Source organism: Micrococcales bacterium (assembly GCA_009784895.1).
GTDB lineage: Bacteria > Actinomycetota > Actinomycetes > Actinomycetales > WQXJ01 > WQXJ01.
The window spans coordinates 1-26,206 of sequence record WQXJ01000037.1; the positions used below are offsets into that span (position 1 = coordinate 1).

Below are 26,206 nucleotides of genomic sequence, written 5' to 3' on the forward strand. Positions count from 1 at the left end.
CAACAACATGTAGTCGGTTGACGTGCCATCGGCAGCCGTCACCCTAACCGTCAACTCGTTGCCACCAACCACTAGCGTCTTAACACCCAAACCAGCCACAGTCGCAGCCGGATCACTAGCCTCGGCCACCAAAGTCACCGAATCGACGTCATTAGCCACCGACACGCCGTAAACAGTCACCATCGGGTCAAACACCGGCACCAAAACACCCGGAGTCACAGTCAACGAAGCCAAAGCCGAATCATCAGACAACACCGGTTCGGAACCAAACTCGAGCTCGGCCGGACTACCAGTCACAGCCAACCCAGATGCGGCCGGCAGCAGGGCAGTCAGCTCAACCAGCTCGGCAGTCGCATCGGTTACCTCAACGGCGGCAATCCCCAGATCTGAAGACGCAACAACCAAGCTGTTACCCGGTGACGCGGCCCCAACAATCTGAGCCGAACCAGACACCGTGAACTCGACGGCGGCATCTGCCACCGGGTTGTCGAATTGATCAGCCAGTGCAACTTCGCCGAGGTGCGGACTGGTCCCGTCGGCCGGCACGCTGCTACCAGGCGAGGTGATCAACACCGCAGAGTTTGGTGGACCAGGTACAAACCTGACCTGCTGAGGTGAACCGCCCACCTCCGCGCCATTTACACTGGCACTGACGTCGTACAAGCCAGCTTTAGCGTCCGTGAAGGCGATTGTGGCCACGCCGTTTTCCGTGGTGACAGTGGTGGAGTCTGAATAGCTTGGATCGGCCACCAACTGCCAGGTCAAAGTCACGTCAACCTGACTACCAGCCCCAATGATCAGCCAACCATCGGCATCGCGAATAGTGACAATGGCCGTCTGGTCCTCGACCCCAGCGACTCTGGCACCCGGTGCGTCTATCACCAGGGTCGACCTATCCGGGTCAACCCCCACCGGCCCAAACTCCACCTGCACTGGAGTCGAGTTGACCCGAATCACTCCTTCTTCAGGACCCGGAGGCATCCACGGCGTCTTGACGTGGTCAACGGCCAGACTGAATATCCCCGGTTTCATCGAGGTGATTGCGGCTCGGTAGGTGGAAGTTGTGGCATCCCAGCTGAACGAAGTCGAGGAGACCGCAGGCTCTATCAGACCACTGCCGGCGTCTCTGGCCTCAAGCCGCAGCTTGGGTGCGGTGGAATTGCCAGTGATTGGCACGTGACAGACGCTTTGGAGTTCAACGCTGACCTCGTGCGACTCGCGGCCGTTGGCCAGGCGGGTGCCCTGACTGACTGTGACCGATGAGGTATCTGGATCAGGTGCGCCGTCCTCGAAAGTCAGCGGCAGCGTCCAACTCAACGAACCATCCGCCGTGCTCGCCAAGACCTCGTAGGTTCCGGCAACCGGTGAGGTCACGTCCACGCGGTAGTCATTGCTCCACCCGCCGGGCAATGGCTCTGGGTCACTTCTAAACACCAAAGGTGAGCCCGTCGGAAGGCTGAACCGGATGCGATTGTTGCCGCGGGAGACTGAATTCCAATTGGCGTCGACCGCGACAGCCTGGAGACTGGCTTCGGCTGCAGCGCCGTCGTCGCAAAGACCACCGGCACTGGCGTAGACCACCCCGCCGGGAGAGTATCCACCGGCTATTTTGACCGGCGGACCAGCGACGAATCTTGTCTTGGTGGCCAATTCAACCTGGTATCGCGCGCCTTCCCACTCGAGGGTGACTTCGATTCTCCCAGCGACAACGTTGAGGGAGGTGAAAACAACCGAATAGTCCTGTTGCGCCTCATTCCAGACCGGAGGTTCACAAGAGACGCTATTCGGGTGGGGGATTCCACACTGTTCGATTACCGACCAGCCGCTGCCGTCTGGCGGTTCTATGAACGCCGCCTTAAGAGCTTCGGCCCGGTTGGTAATTGGTTGGCCATTCTCGTCCCAAATGCGCATGTGGACGACCACCGGGTCTTCACCATCGGCAACGGCTGTGGTCTGGCCTTCGTACCAGGCCTGCAGACGCCCCTGCGTGCCGCCACAGACGTACAGCGAGGCCGGGCTGCCAGCAACAACCCCGTGGCCCGCCACCGACGCTTCGACGCTCATGTCTGAACAGGACAGCGGCGGCGGGACGCTGTGGTCCCAAGTCACCTGGGCGCTAGCCAGACCGTCGCTTCCAGTCACGGTTGACGCTGGCGTTGCCACCAGGCCGGGGGGCAAGGTGAATTGGACCGCCGCACCGGTGGCGGGTTGCCCAGCCTCATCAGCGACCGAAACAGTTGCCAAAACAGGCCGGTCTTCGGCTGCCCGCAATTCAACAGTGCTGTCGAATTGGCTGTCCCTGTCGCCGGCAAGCAGCCAAAGCGCGGCCTGGCTTCCGGTACCGGAAATCATCATTGGAGCCGAAAGCGACTGCCAGTAGGTCGCCGGCTGCGGGTCACGCCGAATTTCGGCAGTGATAGCAAAAACGCCGGTCAGTCCAGTCGTGACGTAGGCCCGACAGGTGCCGGGCTGCGGGTATTGGGTGACCCAAACCTCTCTCGTGTCAACTAGCAGGCCCGAGGTGGTTCGGATCGCAAAGGCCATTTGGCCCGGACAGTCGACCGGCTGGCCGTTTTGGTCAAGTATGAGAGAGGTCACCGATGTGCCGGCAGTGGTGAAGCGATGGTCGTCAAGGATAATCCCCCTGCTGGTGCGGGTGGTCGGGCCAATCCCGGACCCGCTTGAGGTCGCCTCAACCCGGAACACAGCGTTCGGATCCGGCAGTGAGGGAGTGAAGGTCTGTTGCGAGGCCCCTAAGATAGGCTGACCGTTACGGAACCACTGGTATTCCACGGAAGTGGCCTTGCCGGCCGAATAACCCAGCACCGCGGTCAAAGTATCACCGTCCTTGTGGATGGACAGGGCGCCCCTTAGTCCCGGGGCGTTGACACGCAGGCGAACCTGGGCCGAGGTGCCCCCGACTGACACCGTCTCGATTCGCACGGCGCCATCGGCCGAGACGTACATGTCACCAGGCCGAAGCGGCAAATGGGGACGGGTAGCCAAGTCACCGGCCTTGGCCCCAGCCGGCGTAAGACGGCGCATTTCGGTGTCAGAAAAACTCACCAGGTAGATACCCGGCAGCTGAGTTGGGTTCGGTCCGCGCGGTCGGTATTCGAGGGATATTGCCTTCTCAATACCTAGTCCAGGGTTTTGTGGAATCACAACGCCCTTGGGGAGATCACCGCCGGTCTGGTCGGCCCGCGCTAAGGTGACGATCTGGTCACTACTGGCCTCATCAACGAACACGGCGCCATGCCCATGCCAGGTCACACCTAACCACCAGCGCTGCGCCACTGTGAGACCAACGTCCTGCAGGTTGAAGTCCCCGCCAAAGTCGCCCATGACTGTGTAGGTATCGCCGTACCCGAGCGGGGTGCAACTGCTGTCCGTAATGTGGGTTCCGTCCCACGATGGGCCCACTTGGTCGTCACCAAGCAGTGTCACGTTTGTGCAATCAAGCAGGTTCGAGTGACCCAACCCAATGGTGTGGCCAAACTCGTGGGCCAGCACCGCCGCATGACGCCGCTGATTCCTGGCAGCGTCATAGAAGTTCCTGATGACCACCTCAAAAGCACCGCCCGAAAACACGCTTGGGGGGCTAGGCACATTTAGAGCTACACCTTCATATCCACCGCATCCGCGATTGACCTGGAGAATAAGAAGGTCGCGGCCGGTGCCGAGATATGGCCCCAGGTCCCCTCGCGACAAGCCGACGGCTACTAGGGCGTCGCCTTCCAGGGTGTCACAGCTGGAGTTGATAGCGGCGTAGCTGGTGGCGGTAGAAAAGTCGAAATCCAGTCCGGTATGTTCCGACCACCAGTCGGCGGCATCGGCCAGCATGGCGTCGATCTCGGACTCGCTGACAGACATCGGCGCCGGGCCGGAAGGGAAATCCGTCGGCGAGTTGTACAGGTTCGCCACCACCACATCGAACCGGTGGGGAACGGCCGTGCCCGGCGCAATCTGGGGCGGCAGCGGCCCAGTGAGCGCTTGTATGCCTGCCCACAGTTCGGGTATCAGCCCGCGGCTTGGCGGGGGGAACTTTTCGAGATCGACATCATCGCCCAGGCCTTCGAAGTCTGGGGCTTCGCCATCGGCCCCTGGGGCTTTGGGCGCTACTAGGCCCGATGCCGGAGACGTTGCGTCGAGCAGAGCCGCGGGGGCGGCCTTTGGCGTGTCAGCGATCCCCAAAGCCGGGGCCACCTGGGCAGTCTGTTCAGGCTCAGGGCCAGCCAATCCAGCTACAGGGCTGAGCAGGCCCAAAACCAAGACGACGGCTCCGATGGGGAAGAACGCCTTTGGACTTCTGCGCGCTGCACTGCTGCGCTTCCACATAATCACTCCAGGGGTCGAGCCGGGAAACTACCCAACGTTACCAATAAAAGACCAGGTGAACCGGGACTGTACCGGTTAAGTTGCGGCTGGCACCGCAATTTGTAAGGACACTACTCAATTTCGTCCCCTGCAACGAGACGACGCCGTCGACCCTAACCCCACGCGCACCTGGCCGAGAAGCCTGGCCCAAGCCAGTCCAAAAACTCGGTCTCGCTGATATTCGGGGCGGTGCCAGGGCTCGGTTTCAGTTCTGCACAGGGATGAAGGCTGAAGGGCCGGCGGCAGTCTCGTGGCCCTGCTTACGGCACTCGACCCAGGCCCAAACCTCATGCCCCGCATCGACTGGTCTCAGCGTGTAACTGTCGGCGCCTGTGCCCTGCTTGAGCGGGCTGTTGAACTCCGCGTCCCGATACCAGGTGTAATAGATCGAATCCGCTGGCGGACCGCAATACACAGTTACAGTCAAAGTGTCACCAACCCAGGCATGGGAACGGGCAGCAGGGTTATCGACCGCTAGGCTCGCCGCGGCGCTACCAAATGACTGCAACACCAATTCCAGTGACGAGACAGCACTAGTCGAGGCGTAGCCAGCCTTGGTGGCCGTAGCCCGGACGCCAACCATGTGTGCGGCATCGTCTGGCGCCAAGATGTATGTCTTGGCTGTTGCCCCAGGAATCGGTTCACCGTCCCGCAGCCACTGGTAGGCCCACGAATCAGGTTGGGGAGTAGCAACCGCATTGGCAGTCAGTGTTTTGCCTACCGCCGCTCCGCCCCAATAGTCGACCTTTGTACCGACCATCACGGTCGAGAAAGGCTGCCCAGAATCCGCGCCGAATGTCACCTGCACCGGTGTCGAGTTGACAATAACGTCCTTATCAACACGAGGCCATTCTTGCCACGGCGTCCAACGCTGGACAACCGTCAGATCATATGTTCCTTCCTTGGTTGACGTGATATTGGCTCGGTAGGTGGAGGACGCGGCGTCCCAGGTGAACGACGTTGCGGTGACCGCAGGCTCCAAGGCACCGCTGCCAGTATGCCTAGCTTCAAGTCGCAGCGTCGAAGCGCTCGAGGCGCCAATGATTGGCGCGTGGCAGACACTAACCAGCTGGCTAGTCAGCTGGTGCGACTCTTTGCCGTCCGCCTTTCGAGTACCGCCGCTGACGCTGACCGTCGATGCAATGGGGTCGGGCGCACCGTCCCTGAAATCCACGGGCATCGCCCAGGCCAACGCACCATCCGCTGTGCTCGCCTGGACATAATGATTACCGGCGACTGGTGAGGTCACATCCACGCTGTAGGCTCCACCCCTCACTTCAGGGAGCGGCCCTGGGTCACTTCTGAACACCAACGGTGATCCTGCGGGAAGGTCAAACCGGATGTGGTTCCCGGCAACACCCACAAAGCGACCCGAAGCGCTAACCCCAAAGGCTCCAACGCTAGTTTCTGCCGCAGAGCCATCGTCACACACCCCATCAGCGCTTGCGTATGGCGAAGGCGGGGTGTATCCACCAGTTATTCTGACCGCCGGCCCAGCAACGAATTTCACGTCCATTGCCATGCCGACTGAGTACGACTGGCCATCCCACTCAAAAGCAACCCTGACACCCCCCCATACGTAACTGCGTGAGGTAATCGCAACCGAATAATCCTGCTCGTCCTCGTTCCAGACCGGGGTATCGCAAGAGATGATGGTTGCGGAGGAGGTCCCGCAAGTTTGTTGCCAGACGAGGTAGCCCATGTAAGGTCCCTGAAGAAACCCTACTCTCAGGGTGTCTGCCCGGTTGGTTATCGGTTGACCATTCTCGTCCCAAATACGCATGCGTATGATCACCGGGTCTTCCCCGTCGGCAATCGCTGTGGATTGGCCTTCATACCATGCCTGCAAGCGACCCTTCGTGTTGCCACAGACCCGGACCGACGCAGGACTGCCAACGACCCCGATGCCCACCACTGATGCCGCCACGCTCATACTGGAGCAGGACTGCGGTGGTGGGATGTTGTGATCCCAGGTCACTTTGGCCTGCGCCAGGCCGTTGCTTCCGGTCACGGCGGAGGCGGGGGTAGCCACCAGGCCGGGAGGGACGGTGAACTGAACGGCTACCCCTGCGGCTGGTTGGCCGCTTTCGTCCGAGACCGAAACGGTCGCCCAGTAAGGACGGTCCTCGTCTGCGCGCAGCCCCACGCTGCCGTCAAATTCATAATCCCTGGCATCACCAAATAGCAAGAGCGCTGCACTGGCGCCGGATCCAGGATTCGTCATAGTGGCCGAAAGCGGCTGCCAATAGGTGGCTGGCTGCGGATCACTCTGGGCCAGGGCGGTGACTTCAAAAGCGCCGGTCAAGCCCAGCGAAATGGGTGCTTGGCAGGTGCCGGGCTGTGAGGTCGGGTTCACATTGTGCAACCTCTTGTAAATCATCTCGCCTGAGGGGGCACGGACTGTCGCGACAATTTGCCTAAGGCAGTCAACCGGCTGGCCGTTCTGGTCCAGCATGACCAAGGTCGCCGTGTTTCCAGCAATGGTGAAGCGGTGATCATCGGGGATGATGCCACGGCTGGTGCGCTTGGTTGGACCGGCTCCAGCCGTAGATGAGGTCGACTCAACCCGGTAGACGGCGTTTGGATCAGGCAACACAGGCGCAAAGCTGCGCTGAGTGGCTCCTGGAATGGGCTGCCCGTTGCGGAACCACTGATATGCCACGTCGCTGGCCCGGTCGGCCGGATAGCCAAACGTCGCGGTCAGGGTTTCCCCATCCCTAATAATCGACAGGGAGCCTCTCAAACCGGAGGCGATGACCTTCACGCGAACCTGGGCCGAGGTGTCGGTGACTGACACGGTTTCGACCTGCACGGCGCCATCGGCCGAGACATAGCTGTCCCCGGGCCGAAGCGGCAAATGGGGGCGCCTGGCATCAGGGCCAGCATTGGCCCCAGCCGGCGTTAGGCGAACTGTCCCGGTGCCAGACAAATCTGCGAGATATACTCCTGGAAGCTGGGTAGTACTAGCCCCTTGCGGCCGGTACTCGAGGGAAAGATACTCCGCCACGCCAATTCCTGGGTTCTGCGGAATCACAATGCCTCCAGGCAGCTGATGGCCGGCCAGGTCGGCCCGGGCCAGCGTGACGGTCCGGTCAATGCCGACCTCGTCAAGCACCACGGCACCGTGCCCGTCCCAGACCACACCCAGCCGCCAACGCTCCGCCACCGACAGGGTGGCCGTCTGCAGGTCGAAGTCCCCATCGAAGTCACCCATGGCTGAGTAAACGTCGCCGTACTCGATGTGTGTGCAGGTCCCCGGTCCCAGGTACGTCCCGTCCCACGATGGACCGACCTGGTCATCACCGGGCAGCACAACATTGGTGCAGTCGCCCAGGTTGGAGTGCCAAAGTCCGAGTGTGTGCCCAAACTCATGGGCCAGCACCGCGGCATGGCGTCGATGATTCCTGGCAGCATCGTAAAAAGTCTCGACGACCACCTCAAACGCGCCACCTACAAAGACGCTTGGGGGGTTGGGCACACGCAGCGTCACGCCTTCGTAGTCGCCGCATTTGCTGTTGACCTGAAGGATCAATAGGTCACGGTTGGTGTTGATGTAGGGCCCCAGGTCGCCCCGTGGCAATCCATTTGCCGCCAGCGCGTCATTTTCCAGAGTGCCACAGGTTGAGTTGATGGCGGCATAACTGGTGTCCGTGTTGAAGTCGAAATCCAGCCCGGTGTGCCGCGACCACCAGGCGGCGGCGGCGGCCAGCATGGCATCGATATCAGACTCACTGACAGACATCGGCGCCGGGCCAGAAGGGAAGTCGTCTGAAGAGTAGAAGAGGTTCGCCACCACCACGTCGAACTGGTGCGGAACCAGCGTGCCGGGCTCAACCTGGATCGGGAGAGGCCCGTTAAGAGCCAGGAAGCCATCCCGCATGGCGGGCGCCAGCCAACTGCCCGGCGGGGGGAACTTTTCGAGATCGACATCATCTCCCAGACCCTCGAAGCCCGGATCCTCGCCATCGGCCTCAGTAACCGCGGGCGCCAGAAGGCCCGTTTCCGGAGACGCGCCGTTAGCGACCTCCGCAGGAACCGCCCTTTGGGCGCGAGCGACCTCCAAGGCAGGCGCCGCCTCAGCAGCCTGCGCTGGCTCGGAGCTGGCCAAAGCAGCCAATGGGCTGAGCAGGCCCACCGCTAAGACAGCCGCCCCAACCAGGAAGAACGTCTTTGGTATTCCGTTTGCCGCACTATTGCGCTTCCACATATCCACTCCAGGGGTCGAGCAGGGAAACTGCCTCACGGTACCAGAGGAGTGCCCGCCCAGCCAAAAAATCAACCGGTTCAGTTGCGGCTGACACTGTATTCACAGAGACCACACCCCGCGACACCCTCTGCAACGCGACGAGGCCCGGCATCAGCTGCTCAAACGCAGTGACACCGGGCCTGTTCGCCGGGCTTTTCGACCAAGCCGAACCGTTTCGCTATTTGGAATTGTTCGGCTACGTCGAATTATTCGATTATGTTGGAGATTCAGACTGGATAAGTTGGCTGGTCGGCGTCCGATCCGACCAGATAGTTGACATATGTCCCAACCGTCAAGAAGGCCGGATACTCCTCTTCGAAGGCAACTGTCTTGAAGGCTTCAACCGCCTCCTTGTACTTGTTGCCCTCGAACTTGACCAGATCCTCAGCCACCTGGACCATCATGGCCTCAACCCGCTCGCGGGTGATCAAGGCGCCGGACTCGGTGGTGGCGTCGGCCGCAATCCACTGCCAGATCTGTGTACGTGAGATCTCGGCCGTGGCCACGTCCTCCATCATGTTGTCGATGGCCGCCGCGCCGTTACCCCTGAGCCAGTTCTCCATGTAGCGGATGCCCACGGAGATGTTGGTCCTAAGACCCTCTGAAGAAATGGTGGCGCCAGCCCGGCGAGCCGACTCGACATCAAGCAGGTCAGCTTCTGTCACTTCGACGTCATCGCGCAGGCGATCGAGCTGGTTGGGCCGCTCACCCAGCACGTTGTCGAACTCGATCTGAGCGACTTCAATTAGGTCAGGGTGGGCTACCCAGGTGCCATCGTGGCCATCGGTGGCCTCGCGCAGCTTGTCTGCCCGGACCTTCTCGAAAGCCTTTTCGGTAACTTCCATGTCACGCCGGTTGGGGATGAAGGCGCTCATACCGCCCATGGCGTGGGCACCGCGAGCGTGGCAAGTCTTAATCAAAAGCTCGGTGTAGGCCCGCATGAAGGGCTGGGTCATTGTGACCTTGGCCCGGTCCGGCAAAATGTACTTGGGACCCTTGTTGCGCAGCGTCTTGATGATGGAGAACTGGTAGTCCCAGCGTCCGGCGTTCAGGCCGGCCGAGTGACTGCGCAGTTCGTAAAGGATCTCGTCCATCTCGAAGGCCGCTGGCAGGGTCTCAATCAGGCAGGTGCAACGGATGGTGCCGGTGGGCATCGAAATGTATTCCTGCGCAAAGTTGAAGATGTCGTTCCACAGCCGGGCTTCTTTGTGACTCTGCATCTTGGGCAGATAGAAGTACGGGCCACGGCCACGGGCAATGAGCTCGTCGGCATTGTGGAAGAAGTACAGGCCAAAGTCCACCAGGGCGCCGGGCACGGACTGAGAATAGCCACTGGGCGCAAAGTAGCGCATGTGCTTTTCCAGCAGGTGCCAGCCGCGGGGGCGGGCCACAATGGTCGGCAGTTCGGTGATGTCGCCCGACTTGGGCTCGTAGACCTTACCCTCCGGGCTGGTCCACTTGAGCTGGCCGCGGATGGCGTCATACAAAGACAGCTGGCCTTCGATGATGTTGCGCCAAGTTGGTGACAAGGCGTCTTCGAAATCAGCCAGCCATACCTTGGCCGTCGAATTGAGCGCGTTGCAGGTCATCTTCGGGTCGGTGGGCCCGGTGATCTCGACCCGGCGGTCCTCCAGCCCAGGCGCTAGCGGGGCCACCTTCCAAGAACGGTCATCCCGGATGGCCTCAGTTTCCTTCAGGAAGTGCGGCATGGCGCCGCCGTCAATCGCGTCCTGGAAGGCTTGGCGCCGTTCCAGTAGTTCGAGGCGACGGTGGGCGAAGTTCTCATGCAACACCGCGAGGAACTCCATCGCCTCAGGTGTCAAAATCTCCTCGTAGCGCTGGCCCATCGCCCCTTTGATGGTGATCGAGCCCCGCGCTTTTTCGTTAGTCATATAAGGGGTTCTCCTGTTCGCATTCTTAGGTTTGTTGCCCTTGCCCGATCCCGGTGCCTGGCTCAGGTCCAAAGACCTCGCCCAGGGCGTGCGGCAAAGGGAGGTTGAAGCCCCAGGCCGGCGCCATCCGGCGCCAGCCCAAGGCAACGCCCCGTGGGGCGGGACCCAGGGTCCCCAATGACCCTGAATCCCGCCCACCCGGGATTGGTTCAGTTATTAGCAACTAGCGGATTAGACCCGTTTGCTAGAACTGCTCTTCCTCGGTTGAGCCCGCCAGCGCCGTCGTGGTCGCTTCTGGGTTCAGCGTGGTAGCAATCTTGTCGAAGTAGCCGGTGCCAACCTCGCGCTGGTGGCGCGTGGCGGTGTAGCCGCGGGACTCGGCCGCGAACTCGGCCTGCTGCAGCTCGACGTAGGCGCTCATGCCGCGGTCGCGATAGCCATCGGCCAGATCGAACATTGAGTAGTTCAGGGCATGGAAGCCGGCCAGCGTGATGAACTGGAACTTGTAGCCCATGGCGCCCAGCTCGCGCTGGAACTTGGCGATGTCGTCATCGTCCAACTTGGCCTTCCAGTTGAAGGACGGCGAGCAGTTGTAAGCCAACATCTGATCGGGGAAGTCCTTGTGGATGGCGTCAGCAAAGTCCTTGGCGAACTGCATATCCGGCGCACCGGTCTCGACCCAAACCAGATCGGCATAGGGGGCGAAAGCCCGGCCACGCGAAAGGCAAACATCCAGACCAGGTGTGGTCCGGTAGAAGCCCTCAGATGTCCGCTCACCAGTCAGGAACGGCTTGTCGCGATCATCAATGTCATTGGTGATCAGGTCGGCGCCAAGGGCGTCGGTCCGGGCCACAATGACAGTGGGCACACCAGCGACATCGGCCGCTAGGCGGGCCGCGTTGAGCGTCACAACGTGCTGCAGTGTTGGGATCAGCACCTTGCCACCCATATGGCCGCACTTCTTGGCGCTAGCCAGCTGGTCCTCCCAGTGCACACCAGAAGCGCCAGCCTCGATCATGCCCTTCATTAGCTCATAAGCGTTGAGCGGGCCACCGAAACCAGCCTCGGCATCGGCCACGATTGGTGCGTACCAATCACGGGTGGCCTTGCCTTCCTCGACAAACTCAACCTGGTCGGCACGCGCCAGGGCGTTGTTGATGCGACGCACAATCGCCGGCACCGAGTTGGCCGGATAGAGCGACTGATCGGGATAGGTCTGAGCGGCCAAGTTGGCATCAGCCGCAACCTGCCAACCGGACAGGTAAATGGCCTTTAGACCAGCCTTGATCTGCTCCACTGCCATATTGCCGGTCATGGCGCCTAGCGAGTGGACATAAGGTTCGGTATGAAGCAGGTCCCACAGCTTGGCGGCGCCGCGCAAAGCCAAAGTGTGGGTCTCTTGGACCGAGCCGCGCAGTGCGACCACGTCTTCAGCCGTGTAATCGCGCTTGACGCCAGCCCAGCGAGGATCAGTCAGCCAGGATAGTTGCAGTTCAGCCGCGGTTTGCGTTTGATCACCTGGAAGATTTGTCATTGTTTGGTACCTCTTCGTTGAGAATCGATTCGTGGGGTTCGGTGGGTGCCGAATCCGCGGACACCTCCACGGTATGAGAGGTCTGGTAGATCGCCCGACCAAACGGCCCTGGAATTTCCCCGATATTTCTGCCAGGCGGAAATATCGCGATTCCGCCACCTAGTCGGGCTGCCTGGGCTTAGGGTTGACTCATGTCAACGCCTCTGGACACGTCAACGCCTGGTTTCGACCCGCTGGTACTGGGCAAGCGGATTCGTCACTTGAGAACCGCCCAAGGCAAGACGCTGGCCAACCTGGGGGCCGGCATCGGGCGCGCTACCTCGCGCGTTAGCGCCTTCGAAAACGGCAAACAGGCCCCCTCGCTTGACCTGCTGGCCGCCATTGCCCGCGAACTGGGGGTCAGCCCGCATGAACTGCTCGAGACCGCCCCGTTGAACCGGCGCGACCAGCTGGAGGTGGCTTGGGCGCGGATCCAAAACCACCCCGAATACGGTGCCCAGCGACTGCCGACGGTTCGATTGGGCAAGACCCTGCCGGATGAGGCCCTTGAGGCGCTAATTGGGATGCACCAAGAACTCGAGCGGGTGCGCGACGAACGGGTCGCTACGCCGGAAGAGGCCCGCCGCGCCAACGCCGCGCTGCGACTGGAAATGCGGGCCCAGGATGACTATTTCCCTGGGCTTGAGGCCACCGCCAAGAAGCTGATCGAGTTGGCCGATGTCGCACCGGGAGAAGCCATGGCGCATAAGGTTTTGCTTCGCTTGGGCGAGCGCCTGGGGCTAACTCTGGCCTTTGTGGCTGACCTGCCTCATTCGACCCGCTCGGTTCTCGACCTCAAACACCACCGGCTCTACCTGCCCAAACACGCCAACCGGGTGACCGGCGACCATCGCAGTGCCCTACTCCAGGCGCTGGCCTCATACGTTCTGAATCACCAGGAACCGGCCGACTACAAGGAGTTTCTGCGCCAGCGGGTCGAGGCCAACTACTTAGCGGCGGCGGTGTTGGTCCCCGAAGTTGCCGCGCTGGCCCATCTGAACGCAGCCAAAGCGGAACGTGATCTGTCGTTGGAGGCCTTCCGTGACCGGTTCGGGGTGTCCTACGAAATGGCGGCACATCGCTTTGCCAATTTGGCCACACGGCATCTTGGCATTCGGGTGCATTTCATGAAGGTCCAGGCCAATGGCGTGATCCACAAAGCCTACGAGAACGACGGATTGCTCTTCCCCAATGACCCATTGGGTGCCATCGAAGGCCAGCACGCCTGCCGCCACCTGACAGCCCGGACGGTATTCGCTGGCCTGGAGGGCAAAGGCCCTTTTTCTCAATACACCGATATGCCCAATGGCACTTACTGGGACACCTCACATGTCAAGGACACGGCAGACGGTCGGTTTTCCGTTACCGTGGGTTGCCGCTTTGAGGACTCGCGCTTCTTTAGGGGTCGCACCACCCGGCTGCGCGAGGCGTCCTCCTGCCCCGACCCTGGCTGTTGCCGGGTGCCGCCTTCGCTGCTGGCCGGGCGCTGGGACGGCCTGGCCTGGCCGGCCGCGCGGCCGCATTCATCGGTGCTGGCGGCCATGCCCTCTGGGGCTTTTCCAGGGGTGGACCTGACCGATGTCTACCAGTTCTTGGAGCGCCACACGCAGGTTTCCTAGAATCCCCGGCGCCCTGGGACCAGCCCTGGTCCAGGCCACGGGCGGCGCCGGCCACTGGTCGCATCCCCGGCAGCCCAAGGCCAAGTCCTGCTTGGTTGCCTAGCTGCCTAGTGGGGGCGGAGCGGCGGCCTTGGTCCACCAGCGACCGGCTTGATTAGGCGGCGGGCGCTGGCGACGGTCTGGCGGATGCCTCTACCCGCCAGGGCCAAGGCCACATCGCGGAATTGGGCGGCCCGGTGCAATGTGCCCCTAAAGGATTTGCCGGAGGCGCGGTGACGCAGATCGCAATCGACCTCTTGAATGGTCAGACCGTGGCGCAGCAGATCTATGGTCATGGCGACCTCAACGCCCCAGCCCCTGGCCAGTGGCACCGCCTGGTCAAAGGCCTGGTGGGTCAAACAGCGTTGGCCACTGAGCGGCGCTCTGGCGGAAAACCCAGTGGCGGCTTTGATGCCGGATTTGGCCAGGCCCAAGACCAAGCCCATACCACCAGCTCCAGCCTGGGGCGGCAGCACGGCCACGGTGAAATCGGCTTCCTGATTTGCTACCGGGTCTACTAGGGCACTGGCCGCAGCGGCGCTGTCGCCAAGGTCAGCGTCAAGAAAGAGCAGGGCTTTGGCTGCGATGTGATCTCCGTCCCGCATTGCCACAACGGCGGCGCCCGTCTCCAAAGCCGCGGCTTTGCCCCTATTGCGTGAGTGCCTAACAACCTCGGCGCCGGCTTGCCGGGCCTGGGCGCTGGTTTGGTCAGAAGAACCGTCATCGACCACCACGACAAGATCTACTCCTGGGATTGCCTTGGCGGCTCGAATTGTTGCGGCGATCCGGCCAGACTCGTTGTAGGCCGGAATCACGACCGCCAGGCGCGGCGCTGGCCTGGGTGGCTGGTCGGAAGCAGAGCCTGTCACCTGCCCCACTCTAGGGGGTTGGCAAACGATTCCTTGGGCCCCTGCCGCAGGCACCGGCCCTAACTGGGCTCAGCGCAAGGTCAGTGACCGTGCCACCAGACCGGCTCTGGCCCGTCTTTCGTCATAGTCGAGCTCTTGCTTGGCCTTGAGGGCCGCCTCGAGGCGGCTTTGGTAGGCCGGCAGGTGCTGGGCCAGATCATCTGCCGTAGTACCGCCGGGCAATTCCCAGACCGGGATGACCGTGCCCAGGGCTCTAAAGGCCCCAACGTATTTGGCTTGTGAAACCACACCGGCTTGTCGCTTGGCTTGAAGACGGGCCAGCGCATCAAGTAGCTCTTCTTCTTCGATCCCAAGTGACCAGCGGAGAAAGGCTCTACCGTTGAGGACGGTCCAAAAGGCCATATCAAGGCCCAGAACCTGCTCGATCGGGTCGAGCTTGCCCTGGCTCTCCTTGGCCGCAGCAACCAAGTCTTCATCCTTAGGATCTAGCTCAGCCCAGTACTCGAAGGATTCGTAAACCTTGAGTTCGAGTGTCGAATCCGGGTCAACCAGGTCCTGCAGCCGCAGGCGGCGACCGGGCTGGCCGGCTCGTTTTTCCACCGCCTGGCGCTGGTCTTCTCCCAGCTGGTCCAGGACCCAGGTGGCCAGGTCAACGCTGAGGTCGTCAGAGCCCATGGCCGGCTGCATGGCAACCACTGGTACGGCATCGGCCCGGGTCCAGGTCCGGACCATATCCGGCAGCACCGAGACGACCTGCAAATGGCCGCCTCCACAGGCTTGGTTCAACTGCAACTGCCCGCTAGCAGCGGCCAGGATTTCCCTCATGGCCACCAGTCCCGCCTCACAGGACAACCCTTCGAACGGACGGACTACAAATTCTTGATCACTCGCCACGATTCGACAGCCTAGCCGAGCGGCATCGGCCCCCTTTTGCGGCGACACCGAGCTTGGGCACACTGCCCAGCGCGGCGCGGTCAAGCGCAAGCACGAGCCGATACTGTCAAACCTCGGTGTCGCTGCATTGAGGCGTGATGCAGAAGCTCGGTGTAGCTGCAATGAGGCTGATCAAGCTCACGATTACAGCGACAATGAGCTTTAGCGCGCCGTGTACCAACGCGACACAGAGGTTGAGCGCAGGCCGATGGTGCAAAACCTCGGTGTCGCTGCGGAGGGGCGTGATGCAGAAGCTCGGTGTCGCTGCGGAGGGGCGTGATGCAGAAGCTCGGTGTCGCTGCGGAGGGGTGTGATGCAGAAGCTCGGTCTCGCTGCGGAGGGGCGGAAGATGGGGGCTTCAAGGTGGCCTTCGATCCGTAGACTGGTGGTTTGACGCGAGTGGCGGAAGGAACGAACTATGCATGAGCGCGCCGGCCAAATTGCCAAGCCAGAAGACCTGATTGACATTGCGGCCTTAGAACAGGCCTACTACGACATCAAGCCCGACCCGGAAGATCCGGCCCAGCGGGTGGTCTTCGGCACTTCCGGTCACCGCGGATCGGCCTTCGACGGAGCCTTCAACGAAGACCACATCATTGCCGTGACGGCGGCGATTGTCGAATACCGCAATTCACAAGGCTTCGACGGACCATTGTTCATGGGCCGCGACACCCATGGGTTGTCGTTGCCGGCTTGGCGAACCGCCATTGAAGTCCTAGCCGCCGCCGGGGTCGACACCAGAGTCGATGCCCGTGATTCGTTCACTCCAACACCAGCAGTTTCGCATGCCATTTTGGTGGCCAACGGCGCCGCTGGCCCAGGTGGTGTCCGCACCAGTGGGCCAGGTTTGGCCGATGGCATTGTTATCACCCCGTCTCATAACCCGCCCAGGGACGGCGGCTTCAAATACAACCCACCCGACGGCGGCCCGGCAGACACCGACGCCACCGGCACTATCGCCGCGCGGGCCAATGAACTCCTGACCTCTGGCGAGGTCAAAGCCGTAGCCAGGGTCAGCCTCGACAAAGCCCTGGCCAGTGACTACGTCAAGGGCTATGACTTCTTGAAGACCTACGTTGACGACCTGGTCAACGTAGTTGATCTTGAGGCCATCGCCGGCGCCGGCATTCGCATTGGCGCTGACCCGCTGGGCGGCGCTTCAGTCGACTACTGGGGCGCAATTGGCGAGCAGTACGGCCTCAACCTAACGGTTGTCAACGAGGCGGTCGACCCAACCTGGCGCTTCATGTCGCTGGACTGGGACGGCAAAATCAGAATGGATCCGTCTAGCCCCTCGGCCATGGCTGCCCTGCGCAACCTGCTGGCAAAGCCGGGCGCCGACGGCAAACCACCCTTCGATGTGGCGACCGGCAATGACGCTGATTCAGATCGTCACGGCATCGTTACCCCGGATGCCGGGCTAATGAACCCCAATCATTTCCTGGCCGCTTGTGTCTCTTATCTATTTGGTGGCCGCCGGCCCAACTGGCCTGCCACCGCTGCCATTGGCAAAACCCTGGTCAGTTCGTCGCTCCTGGACCGCGTCGCGGCCAGCCTGGGGCGGACCATCATGGAGGTGCCGGTTGGTTTCAAGTGGTTCGTGCCAGGGCTGCTGAACGGGGCTGTGGCCTTCGGTGGCGAGGAATCGGCTGGGGCCAGCTTTCTGCGTTCCGATGGCCGAGTCTGGTCGACCGATAAGGACGGCATCATCCTGGCGCTCCTGGCCAGCGAAATGATGGCCGCAACTGGCAAGTCGCCCTCGCAGATCCACCAAGACCTGGTGGGTCAATTTGGCGAATCCTGGTACGCCCGGATCGATGCGCCAGCCACCCGGGAGCAAAAGGCCACCTTGGGCAAACTCGACCCCAGTCAGGTCACCCAAACCGAGCTGGCCGGCGAGCCCATTACTAACCGCCTGGTCAAGGCGCCGGGCAACCAGGCCGGCATCGGCGGACTGAAAGTCGAAGCCCCGAACGCTTGGTTCGCTGCCCGGCCTTCCGGCACCGAAGATGTCTACAAGATCTACGCCGAGTCCTTCATTTCCGAGGACCATTTGCACCAGGTTCAGGCCGCCGCTAAGGCCCTAGTCGACTCTGTCATCTAACTAGTTCAGCCAGATCTAAGGCCCGGGCCCAATTCAAGGCCCGGGCCTTTTCACGAGTCTGCGGGCCTAGTTAGGGGGCTGGCCGTGACACAATGGCCCACCGTGCGCCGCTACCTCGAGATCTACAAGGTTCCCGGCGCATGGCAGTTCTCAATGTCCGGGCTGGTGGCGCGCCTGCCCAGCGCCATGGTGGCGATTGGCATTGTGCTGATGGTGTCCGCCCGGTACGGCAATTACCGCTACGCCGGCGCGATCTCGGCCGCCTTTGTGGTGGCTCAGGCTTTCGGGTCACCGCTGGTGGCGCGACTAATCGACCGTCACGGCCAGACCAAAGTGACCCTACCGGCAATGGCGTTCTCGCTGGTCATGCTGACGGTCCTGATCGTCATGACGATGAGGCAGCTACCCGAATGGATGCTTTTTGGACCGGCTGCTCTAGGCGGCGCCACATACGTCTCGATTGGACCCTTGGTGCGCGCCCGCTGGACCAACATCCTGGTCAAGCCCGGTCTGCTGCACACCGCCTTTTCCTTTGAATCCGCCCTGGATGAGCTGACCTACCTGATTGGGCCGGTGCTGGCAACAGTGCTGGCGACGAGTTGGACTCCGGAAGCCGGAGTGGGCGCGCCGGTGGTGCTGGCAGTGCTGGGGGTGGCCTGGTTTGTGGCGCAGCGTGCCACCGAGCCGCCGGTCAAGTCGCCCGATGCCGGCCCAAGAGTTGCCAAGACCCGTTCGGTTTTGGTTTTCCCTGGGATGGCGGTAGTGGTTTGTGGGATCGCCACTATGGGCGTGATGTTTGGCGGATTTGACGTCTCAGCCGTGGCGGTGGCCGAGGCCCTTGGTCACAAATCGCATGCCGCCATTGTCTTTGCCACCTTTTCGCTGGGCTCGTTGCTGGCCGGGCTGGCCTACGGCCTGCGCAATTGGCACGCCCCGGTTTGGCGCACCTTCATCATTGGTCTAGTTGGGATCGGAACAGGCTTCTGCGTTTTCTATTTCCTCGGTTCGATCTTGGCATTGTCACTGGCCACTTTTGTGGTCGGTTGTTGGATCGCGCCAACCATCATTGCCGCCAACCAGCTGATCAAACAGTTAGTCCCGGCTGATCGCCTGGTCGAAGGCCTGACCTGGATTGGTGCGGCCATAGGGGTTGGCGTCTCGGCTGGTTCAACCGCAGCGGGCTGGCTGATCGACAACGTCGAACCCCGGGCCGGTTTCCTGGCCTGCGCTGCGGCCTCCGGGCTAGCCCTGGCGGTCTCCTTGCCGTCAATTCCGCTTCTGCGCCGGGCGGCAAGTAACCGTGGCCCAAGCACCTGAGCTGAGGCTTGCCCTTCAGACATAGCCGGGCGGCCAGGACCCCGTGGGATACTGGCCGCCGCGCCAAAACAAACCCAGGGCCTCAGGCCTAATACCCATCCCAACCCGCAGCGATTAGCGACCTGGCGCCGAACTCGCCTTTTGTGCCGGTGCCTGGATAGAGGTAGACGTTTCCATTGGCCCAGTTCATGGCGACTATGTCGTAGAGACCGTCACCGTTGATGTCGGCCCCTCCGGCCTCGTCGTAGGTACCCCAACCGCTGCCAACTTGGACCCTGGGCCTGAACGTGTTGTTACCGGTACCGGCGTGCATCCAAAGGTTGCTGTTCCAGTCGTCAGTCCAAATGTCGAGGTTGCCGTCCTTGTTGACGTCGCCGGCCCTCATCGGAACAACATAGTTCCAGCCAGAGGCCACCCTTATTCGTGGCGATTTGAACCCGCCCTTGCCATCACCGGGGTACACCCAAACGTCGCCGGTGACGCCATGGCAGGCCAGCAAATCCGGTTTGCCATCTTTTGTCCAATCGCCTACGGCAGTCAGCTTGTAGCCCGTCCAGCCTGATCCGATTTGCTTTTTCTTGCTGGCCACCAGGCCGCCATTGCCGTTGCCCGGGTATAGGTACATGTTGCCCTTGTAGTCGACCGCAATGATGTCTGCTTTACCGTCACCGTCCCAGTCGCCAGGACCAATAATCCAAAGACCGTACCAACCTGTGCCGATGCGCACGCGGGGGGTAAGACTGATTGATTTTGCGTCTAGGGTGTAGCGCCACAAGTCCCCTTCCGTGTCTATGAGCAGCACGTCGCCTCTCTTGGCGCCAGACAGACTCGGCGTGAGTGTCATGCGATGGAAGTAGGGCTTCCTGGTGAACGGTGGCGCAACCAGTTCCACGCCTTGACCGCCAGCGGCTTGGGCCGGCTCGGTGCCGGCCAGACCCAACATTCCAAGCAGCAGTGTTGCAGTGCCAAACAGGCTCAAAAGCGTCCTAAGGCGACTTGTTTTCATGAGGAGGGTTCCTTTCCATAGCCCGTGGCGCCCGGTCTTGACCATGCAGCAGTCACGGGATTTGTTCAATATTGGGGGGATATCAGGAGGCCCCAAGACCGGGGATGCAAGAAGGCCTCAGGAGCAAAGCTTAGCGCTAGACCGGCATTATGGCCCGGATCACAAGCCCAACCGAGGGGCAGCAACGAAAACGCTGACTAAATGACCTCTGAGTTCCCGGCTCAAGCACGGACGGTCAGGGTGGAGCCGCCGGTGGCGAGGCGGCGAACCTCGATGCGCTCGGCAATGGCTTGTTTCATGGCCTCGACGTGGCTGACCAGACCAACTACCCGGCCGCCGGCCCTAAGCCGGCCTAGCTCTGCCAGGACGTCATCAAGGGCTTCGGCATCAAGCGAGCCGAAACCCTCGTCGATGAAGAGGGTGCCCAAATCAATGCCGCCGGCCTCGGCTTTGACAACATCGGCCAGACCAAGGGCCAAGGCCAGCGAAACATAGAAGGTCTCCCCACCAGAAAGCGTCCGGGGGTCGCGGCCGTGGCCAGTGGCCTGGTCGAAGACCCTGAGATTCAAACCGGTGCGCCGGGCCCTGGTGGCCTCACGGCCCTCGAAAGCTTCGAGCTTGAAGCGGTCGGCTGACATGGGACCCAGCCGGGCGTTGGCGGCGTCAACCACCTCCGCAAAACGTTTCATCAGCACGTAGGTGGGCAGAGTCACCTGGACCAAGTTGCCGGTGCCACCGCTGGCCAGGTTGGCCACGCGGATGACCGGCTGGGTACGGGTCTTGGATACGATCAGCCGCTCTAGCGCGGCCTCGACCGCCTGGCCGGCCTGGCCAACGCCACCAGCTTGACCCGCCAAGACCGCCTGGCTGGCAACGGCCTGTTTCGACGCCTCCTGGGCGGCGGTCAGTTCGGCTTGCGCCGCCGCCGCGGTGGCATTGACCGTATCGACAGTGCCCTCAAGCTCAGACAACTCGGGATCGCTCAGCTCCTCAAGCAGCGCTTCCAGCCTGGCCTGGTCCTGTTGGATTTGCTTATCCAGCCGATCAAGGGCTTCTGGTTCCATGGCGGCCGCCCGGGCTGCCGCCACCGAATCAAAGCTGGCCATGGCTAGGGCCTGGTCGCATTCGGCCCGCCTGGTCAGTGCCTGACCGCGGGCCTCAGCCAGATCGGTAGCCGCGGTGGCCTGTTCTTGGGTCGTGGCGGCAGCCGATTTGGCCTGCTCGAGCACCGCGGCCGCAGCCTCAAAGCCAAGACCCTCACTTCGCGCCGCCAGCTCCAAGGCCCTGGAGTCCAGTTCCTTCGACACTTGGCGCAGTTCCTCCACCTTTGACTCAAGCCCTTGTCGCTCTTGTTCAGCGTCCTTGACCTGCTGGGCCGTAACTTGATCAGAACTGGGCGCGGCCGGGCTGGGGTGGGACAAAGAGCCGCAGACAGGACAAGGCTTGTCCTTGACCAACTGTCCGGCGATCTCTGCGGCAATGCCATCCAGGCGGGCTTCACGCAGTTGGTGTTCCATCCGATGAGCCTCATGGAAGCGATCCACCGCCCGGCCTAGGGTTTGCCCCGCCTCCTTGGCCGCCAACTCGGCGGCTTGGTGGGCTTTGGCCGCCGCTAGGCGCGCTTTGGCATTGGTTACAGCCGCCGCGGCTGTTCCAACTTGGGCCTGGAGTTTGGCCGCGTCCAAACCTTGGGCGGCTGGGTCCAAACCCGCCCTAGTGGCCGCACGCTCGGCCTGATCCAGGCGACCGGCGGCCAGCTCGGCCGCCTCAATGGGGCCAAGCACCACCGCCGCGCGCCTGGCCTTGGCCACCTTGGCCGCGCCAGCCACCCGCGCCTCAGTTTGGACCGTCAGCTGGTCTGCGGCCTGTTCCAGTTTGGTTCGCCGCTGCCAGGCCTCGGCCGAGGCCCGGGCCCTAATCGCCGCCGTCTCAGCTCGCGACTCCACCCCAGCGGTGGCGGTGACCTGGTTATTTGCGGCAGTCAGAGCCTCCGCCACCTGTTCGCCGGCCTGGCTCACTGCTTGGCACAAGGCCCTGGCCGCGTCCGCGTCAACCCCGACCCTGGCCGCCGCCTGCTGGAGGGTTTGAGCCACCTCACCTTCCAGCTTGGCCGCCTCAACCAGCCGGACGGCGGCAGCGTCCAGGCCACTCTGGGCCTTGTCGACCTGACCCAAAGCATCCACCCGGCGGCGGATCAGCTCATCTAGCCAGTCCTGGTAGAACTCGGTGCCGAAGACTCGTTGCAGCAACTCGCGCCGTTCCTCCGTGCCGGCCTGCAAGAAAGCCGCAAACTGGCCCTGGGGCAAGACCACGGTCTGGACGAACTGATCGCGGCTCAGCTTGATGACGCGGCCGATCTCTTCATCGACTTCTCCGATCTTGGTGGCCACCACTTCTCCGGTGTCAACCGCATCCGGACTGCTCAAGCGCCAGAGCTTGGCCGTGGCCGGAACCGTGGTGGTACCTTCACCGCGGCGTTTAGCCCGCTCGAAAGCCGGACTACGACGGACCCGGAACAGCCCAGAACTAGTGGAAAAAACCAGGTCAACCCACGATTCATCACCCGGACCAGCTAGGTCAGAGCGCATTCGGCGGTTGTTTGCATCCGATCCCGCCAACTTGCCGTAAAGCGCGAAGGTGATGGCGTCGATGATGGTCGACTTACCCGCGCCGGTCGGGCCTTCGAGCAGGAACAGTCCGCTAGCAGTCAGATCGCCAAAGTCAATGCTCTGATGGCCTCCAAAGGGCCCAATACCGGCAAAAGAAAGGCAGTGAATCTGCATCAGGCGCCACGCTCCTTCGCCCTGACGGCCTCGCGGGCCTGGTCCATGGCCGCCAACTCCGACTGGTCAGGCGGCGCGCCGGCCGCATAGGCCAGGAAATCGCCGGCCACCGTCATCGGGTCGATGGCCATAACATTGGCCGCGCCCTGACCGCCACCCAGGCTTGACTCGCCACCGGCCGGCAAATGCCGGATGACCAGGGCGTGGGGAAAACGCCACTTTAGGCGCTGAACCATTTCCTCCGGCCGGGCCGGGTCCGTCACCGTCACCCGTAGCCAGTCCCCAGACACATCGTCAAAGCCGGGCCCCATCAGGTCCTCGAATGATCCAGCGACCTCACCCAGCCGCCGCGGCAGCGGGGCCTTGACCAGGCGGGTCGTCACTTTGCCGCGGTCGAGTTCCACCAGCACGGTCGACTTGGTTTGGTTCAGCTCTGAAAAGCCAAAGGCCAGCGGCGAACCGGCGTAGCGCACCAGTCCTCCACCAGGCTCGCCGCCAGCCTTGCCTTCACCGCCCAGGCCGGCCTTACCTTTGCCAACCGGGCAGGCAGAATCCGGCCGGCCCGGGCTTACTTTGACCTGCTGGGGCCGGTGCAGGTGCCCCAAAGCGACGTAGTCCACCCCAGCAAAGACGCTGGCAGGCACATGGTCGACCCCGCCCACCCGAATGTCGCGCTCCGACTCACTCGATTCACCGCCAGCCACAAAGGCGTGGGCCACCACCACTGAGCTGGGCCGGCCCGGGCCAGTTGGGGCCGACATGCGACGGGCGAAATCTGCCCGCACCTGATCCATGGCCGCAGTCAAAACAGCCTGATGCGATCGAGCCAACGGTTCATCCCCAGGTGCCAGCGGGCCGCGGGCGGCATCGACATCGAGAAACGGCAGGCCGTAGATCAGGCATGACTTGTCCGCGTCGCCTCCAGGCACCTCTACCGCCTGGCCAACCTGATCCAGTCGTGTCACCAAGTCGATCCCCGGCCGCATCAGCCCAGCGGCGAAGCCCAGCCGCGCCGCCGAATCATGGTTGCCCGAAGTCATCACCACCTGAGCCACTTCCGCCAACCGCGCCAACGATTCCGACAGCAGATTAACCGCCTCGACCGGCGGCACCGCCCGGTCGAAGATGTCGCCGCTAACCACCACTGCTTGGACCCGCTCAACCCGTGCCAATACGACCAGGTGGTCCAGGTAGGCCGCCTGGTACTCAAGCAGATCAACCCCGTGCAGGCAACGACCCAAATGCCAGTCCGAGGTATGGAGCAATCTCACGGCTCCAACCCTAGGGCTGGCCACGGACACGACCGGCTCGCACCACTCAAGGCGAGCTGAAATACCTGGTCCGCGGGCCGGCATCGGGCAAGCGGGATAGACTCGACCCATGGCCAAGACCGCTCAAGAAAAACTGAACCACAGCGGCGACCTGCCCAAGGTTGTGGCTTTGGAGGACCCGGCGCAGCAGGCCAGGCTGGGCGGGCGCACCATGCTGGTGGCTCCGCCGGTCGAATACGACCAACTGATGAAGCAAGTGCCGCACGGGCACCTGGCCACCCTAGACCGCTTGCGCGCCTACCTGGCGCAGCGTCACGGCGCGGACGTGACCTGTCCTTTGACCGCCGGCATCTTCGCCCGCCTGGTGGCCGAAGCCGCTGACGAACGCTCCGGCGCCGACCCCACACCGTGGTGGCGCACGCTAAAACGGGATGGTGAACTCAACCCGAAGTACCCCGGCGGGGTCGAACGCCAAGCCGCCCTACTTCAGGCCGAAGGCCACAAGGTCACTCAACGCGGCAAGCGCTGGTTTGTGGCGGACTACCAGGCCCAACTCTGGACGCCGTAACTGGCCTTGACGTGACCCTGCGGACCGCTATTCGGGAAAATTTCCCGAATGCGTTCCGTAAAATTTCCCGAATGGAGTAGATTGGCCGTATGGCCAAACCCCGGTACCGGACACGCGTGGTCGATACTCAGATCCAGCGTGCTCTGCGCGGCGCCGGCGCTGTTGTGGTTGAGGGCTCCAAGGCCTGCGGCAAGACCACCACCGCGGAGCAAATCGCCGCCAGCAAGGTCTGGTTGGATCGCGACACCCGGCTGCGAACTGTGGGCTTAGCAGATCCGAAAACCTTGGTGGACGGGCCGGCGGCGCGTCTGATTGACGAATGGCAACTGGTTCCCGAGGTCTGGAACGCCGTGCGGGCGGCGGTAGACGTCCGGGGGAAACCCGGCCAGTTCATTTTGACTGAATCGGCCACCCCGGCCGAGGACGCGAGCAGGCACAGTGGGGCGATGCGCTTTGTCCGCGTCACCATGCGACCGATGTCGTTGTTCGAGTCCGGGCAAAGCACCGGCGCGGTCTCACTGGCCGCGTTGTGGGACGGACAGGTGCCGCCTCCATCGACAAACGCCGGCAGCTTGGAAGGTGTCGCCGAATCAGCTTGCCGGGGTGGATGGCCGGGGCTGTTGGGCATCGACCTGGACCTAGCCCTGGACCTGAACCGTTCGTATCTGCGCACAATTGCGGCCGCTGACATTGTGACCGTGGATGGGGTGCGCCGGGATCCCCGCAAAGTCGAGGCGCTGCTGGGGGCCCTGGGGCGTAACACCGGAACCTATGTCTCCAACCGGACGTTGCAAACCGACTCGGCCGCCTTTGGGCAGCCTGTTGACCCCGCCACAGTGACCACCTACCTTGACGCCCTTGAGCGGCTCTGGGTTCTGGCGCCGCAGCACGCCTGGGGTGGTCACATGCGCTCGAACGCCCCAGCGCGTAAGGCACCCAAGAGGCATCTAGCCGACCCGTCGCTGGCGGCGGCCGCCATGGGCGCCGCTCCTGTTGACCTGCTGGACGACCACCAGGCTTTCGGTCAGGTGTTCGAGACCCTGGCCTTCAGGGACTTGAGTGTCTACGCCGAGGCCAGTGGCTCAGCCATCCGAGCCTTCCAGGACGCCAAAGGCAACGAAATCGACGCCGTGGTGGTGCGCGGCACGAGGTGGGCAGGTTTCGAGGTCAAGCTCAGGGCCAACCGGGCGGGCATTGACAACGCCGCGGCCAAGCTGCTCGCCATTGCCGCCCGCATGACCAGCCGGCCAAGGTTCCTGGCGATCTTGACTGGTGATGGCCCCACGTATTGCCGCGCCGACGGCGTCCATGTCGTCTCTGTGACCGAGTTGGGTCCCTGACCACTTCGGGCCGAGCGCCTGGCCACGCTTGACCGCATGCGCGGCAAGCGGTGGTTTGTGGCGGACTACCAGGCTAACTTGTGGGCGCCCTAGGTGGGTCTAGCAGCTCTTTGGCCATTTCTCACCCGATGCCGGGTACTCGGCTGACCGCGACTGAGGTTACGTTGGTTTTGGCCTGTTTTTTGTGGCCTGTTCAGGGCCTATGGGCAATGACTTCGGCTGAAGTGTTGCCAGGGATACGGCGTGCCGCATCCAGCATGTGACCCGAA

Annotated in this window: 14 protein-coding genes; 5 read left to right on the forward strand and 9 right to left on the reverse strand. The window is 62.5% G+C overall.

What is annotated here, in order from left to right:
• The 4 genes from FWD29_07310 to aceA form a co-directional block, all read right to left on the reverse strand.
• Positions 1–4,206: cadherin-like beta sandwich domain-containing protein (locus FWD29_07310; GenBank protein ID MCL2803741.1), on the reverse strand; the 4,206-nt coding region annotated here is incomplete at its 3' end.
• 376 nt (positions 4,207–4,582) lie between these two features.
• On the reverse strand, positions 4,583–8,584 hold the full coding sequence (locus tag FWD29_07315) for an Ig-like domain-containing protein (protein MCL2803742.1): 4,002 nt from the start codon (positions 8,582–8,584) through the stop codon (positions 4,583–4,585).
• Between the two features lie 266 nt (positions 8,585–8,850).
• Positions 8,851–10,515, reverse strand: a complete 1,665-nt coding sequence (gene aceB / locus FWD29_07320; protein MCL2803743.1) for a malate synthase A — start codon at positions 10,513–10,515, stop codon at positions 8,851–8,853.
• 244 nt (positions 10,516–10,759) lie between these two features.
• Positions 10,760–12,049 (reverse strand): isocitrate lyase, encoded by a 1,290-nt coding sequence (aceA, locus tag FWD29_07325; GenBank protein MCL2803744.1) that lies wholly within the window; start codon positions 12,047–12,049, stop codon positions 10,760–10,762.
• A 191-nt stretch (positions 12,050–12,240) separates the two neighbouring features.
• On the opposite strand from aceA, the gene FWD29_07330 reads away from it, so the two are divergent.
• On the forward strand, positions 12,241–13,707 hold the full coding sequence (locus FWD29_07330; GenBank protein MCL2803745.1) for an XRE family transcriptional regulator: 1,467 nt from the start codon (positions 12,241–12,243) through the stop codon (positions 13,705–13,707).
• A gap of 107 nt (positions 13,708–13,814) precedes the next feature.
• On the opposite strand, the gene FWD29_07335 is transcribed toward FWD29_07330, so the two are convergent.
• Together FWD29_07335 and FWD29_07340 are read right to left on the reverse strand one after the other, a co-directional pair.
• Complete coding sequence (locus tag FWD29_07335) at positions 13,815–14,615, reverse strand: glycosyltransferase (protein MCL2803746.1); 801 nt, start codon at positions 14,613–14,615, stop codon at positions 13,815–13,817.
• Positions 14,616–14,684: 69 nt separating this feature from the next.
• Positions 14,685–15,509 carry a DUF5926 family protein gene (locus FWD29_07340; GenBank protein ID MCL2803747.1) on the reverse strand — a complete coding sequence of 275 codons (825 nt, stop codon included), beginning with the start codon at positions 15,507–15,509 and terminating at the stop codon, positions 14,685–14,687.
• Positions 15,510–15,966: 457 nt separating this feature from the next.
• On the opposite strand from FWD29_07340, the gene pgm reads away from it, so the two are divergent.
• Together pgm and FWD29_07350 are read left to right on the forward strand one after the other, a co-directional pair.
• Positions 15,967–17,652, forward strand: coding sequence for a phosphoglucomutase (alpha-D-glucose-1,6-bisphosphate-dependent) (gene pgm / locus FWD29_07345; GenBank protein MCL2803748.1), 1,686 nt, complete (start codon positions 15,967–15,969; stop codon positions 17,650–17,652).
• Positions 17,653–17,736: 84 nt separating this feature from the next.
• On the forward strand, positions 17,737–18,969 hold the full coding sequence (locus tag FWD29_07350; GenBank protein MCL2803749.1) for an MFS transporter: 1,233 nt from the start codon (positions 17,737–17,739) through the stop codon (positions 18,967–18,969).
• Between the two features lie 88 nt (positions 18,970–19,057).
• Here FWD29_07350 and FWD29_07355 read toward each other — a convergent pair whose 3' ends face one another.
• From FWD29_07355 to FWD29_07365, 3 genes are all read right to left on the reverse strand, one after another.
• The gene (locus tag FWD29_07355; protein MCL2803750.1) at positions 19,058–19,975 is read right to left on the reverse strand and encodes a VCBS repeat-containing protein; all 918 of its coding nucleotides are present in this window, start codon (positions 19,973–19,975) and stop codon (positions 19,058–19,060) included.
• A gap of 221 nt (positions 19,976–20,196) precedes the next feature.
• The gene (locus FWD29_07360; GenBank protein MCL2803751.1) at positions 20,197–22,758 is read right to left on the reverse strand and encodes an SMC family ATPase; all 2,562 of its coding nucleotides are present in this window, start codon (positions 22,756–22,758) and stop codon (positions 20,197–20,199) included.
• Positions 22,758–24,029 (reverse strand): exonuclease SbcCD subunit D, encoded by a 1,272-nt coding sequence (locus tag FWD29_07365; protein MCL2803752.1) that lies wholly within the window; start codon positions 24,027–24,029, stop codon positions 22,758–22,760. Before FWD29_07365 ends, FWD29_07360 begins: the two co-directional genes overlap by 1 nt.
• Positions 24,030–24,138: 109 nt before the next feature.
• On the opposite strand from FWD29_07365, the gene FWD29_07370 reads away from it, so the two are divergent.
• Both FWD29_07370 and FWD29_07375 read left to right on the forward strand, forming a co-directional pair.
• Positions 24,139–24,597, forward strand: coding sequence for an MGMT family protein (locus FWD29_07370; protein ID MCL2803753.1), 459 nt, complete (start codon positions 24,139–24,141; stop codon positions 24,595–24,597).
• An 89-nt stretch (positions 24,598–24,686) separates the two neighbouring features.
• Positions 24,687–25,937 (forward strand): DUF4143 domain-containing protein, encoded by a 1,251-nt coding sequence (locus FWD29_07375; protein MCL2803754.1) that lies wholly within the window; start codon positions 24,687–24,689, stop codon positions 25,935–25,937.
• Positions 25,938–26,206: the final 269 nt, after the last annotated feature.

Coding starts and splice junctions, on each gene's coding strand:
- FWD29_07315 (MCL2803742.1), bottom strand. CDS start 8,584: ATGTGGAAGCGCAATAGTGCGGCAAACGGAATACCAAAGACGTTCTTC.
- aceB (MCL2803743.1), bottom strand. CDS start 10,515: ATGACTAACGAAAAAGCGCGGGGCTCGATCACCATCAAAGGGGCGATG.
- aceA (MCL2803744.1), bottom strand. CDS start 12,049: ATGACAAATCTTCCAGGTGATCAAACGCAAACCGCGGCTGAACTGCAA.
- FWD29_07330 (MCL2803745.1), top strand. CDS start 12,241: ATGTCAACGCCTCTGGACACGTCAACGCCTGGTTTCGACCCGCTGGTA.
- pgm (MCL2803748.1), top strand. CDS start 15,967: ATGCATGAGCGCGCCGGCCAAATTGCCAAGCCAGAAGACCTGATTGAC.
- FWD29_07355 (MCL2803750.1), bottom strand. CDS start 19,975: ATGAAAACAAGTCGCCTTAGGACGCTTTTGAGCCTGTTTGGCACTGCA.
- FWD29_07360 (MCL2803751.1), bottom strand. CDS start 22,758: ATGCAGATTCACTGCCTTTCTTTTGCCGGTATTGGGCCCTTTGGAGGC.
- FWD29_07370 (MCL2803753.1), top strand. CDS start 24,139: ATGGCCAAGACCGCTCAAGAAAAACTGAACCACAGCGGCGACCTGCCC.
- FWD29_07375 (MCL2803754.1), top strand. CDS start 24,687: ATGGCCAAACCCCGGTACCGGACACGCGTGGTCGATACTCAGATCCAG.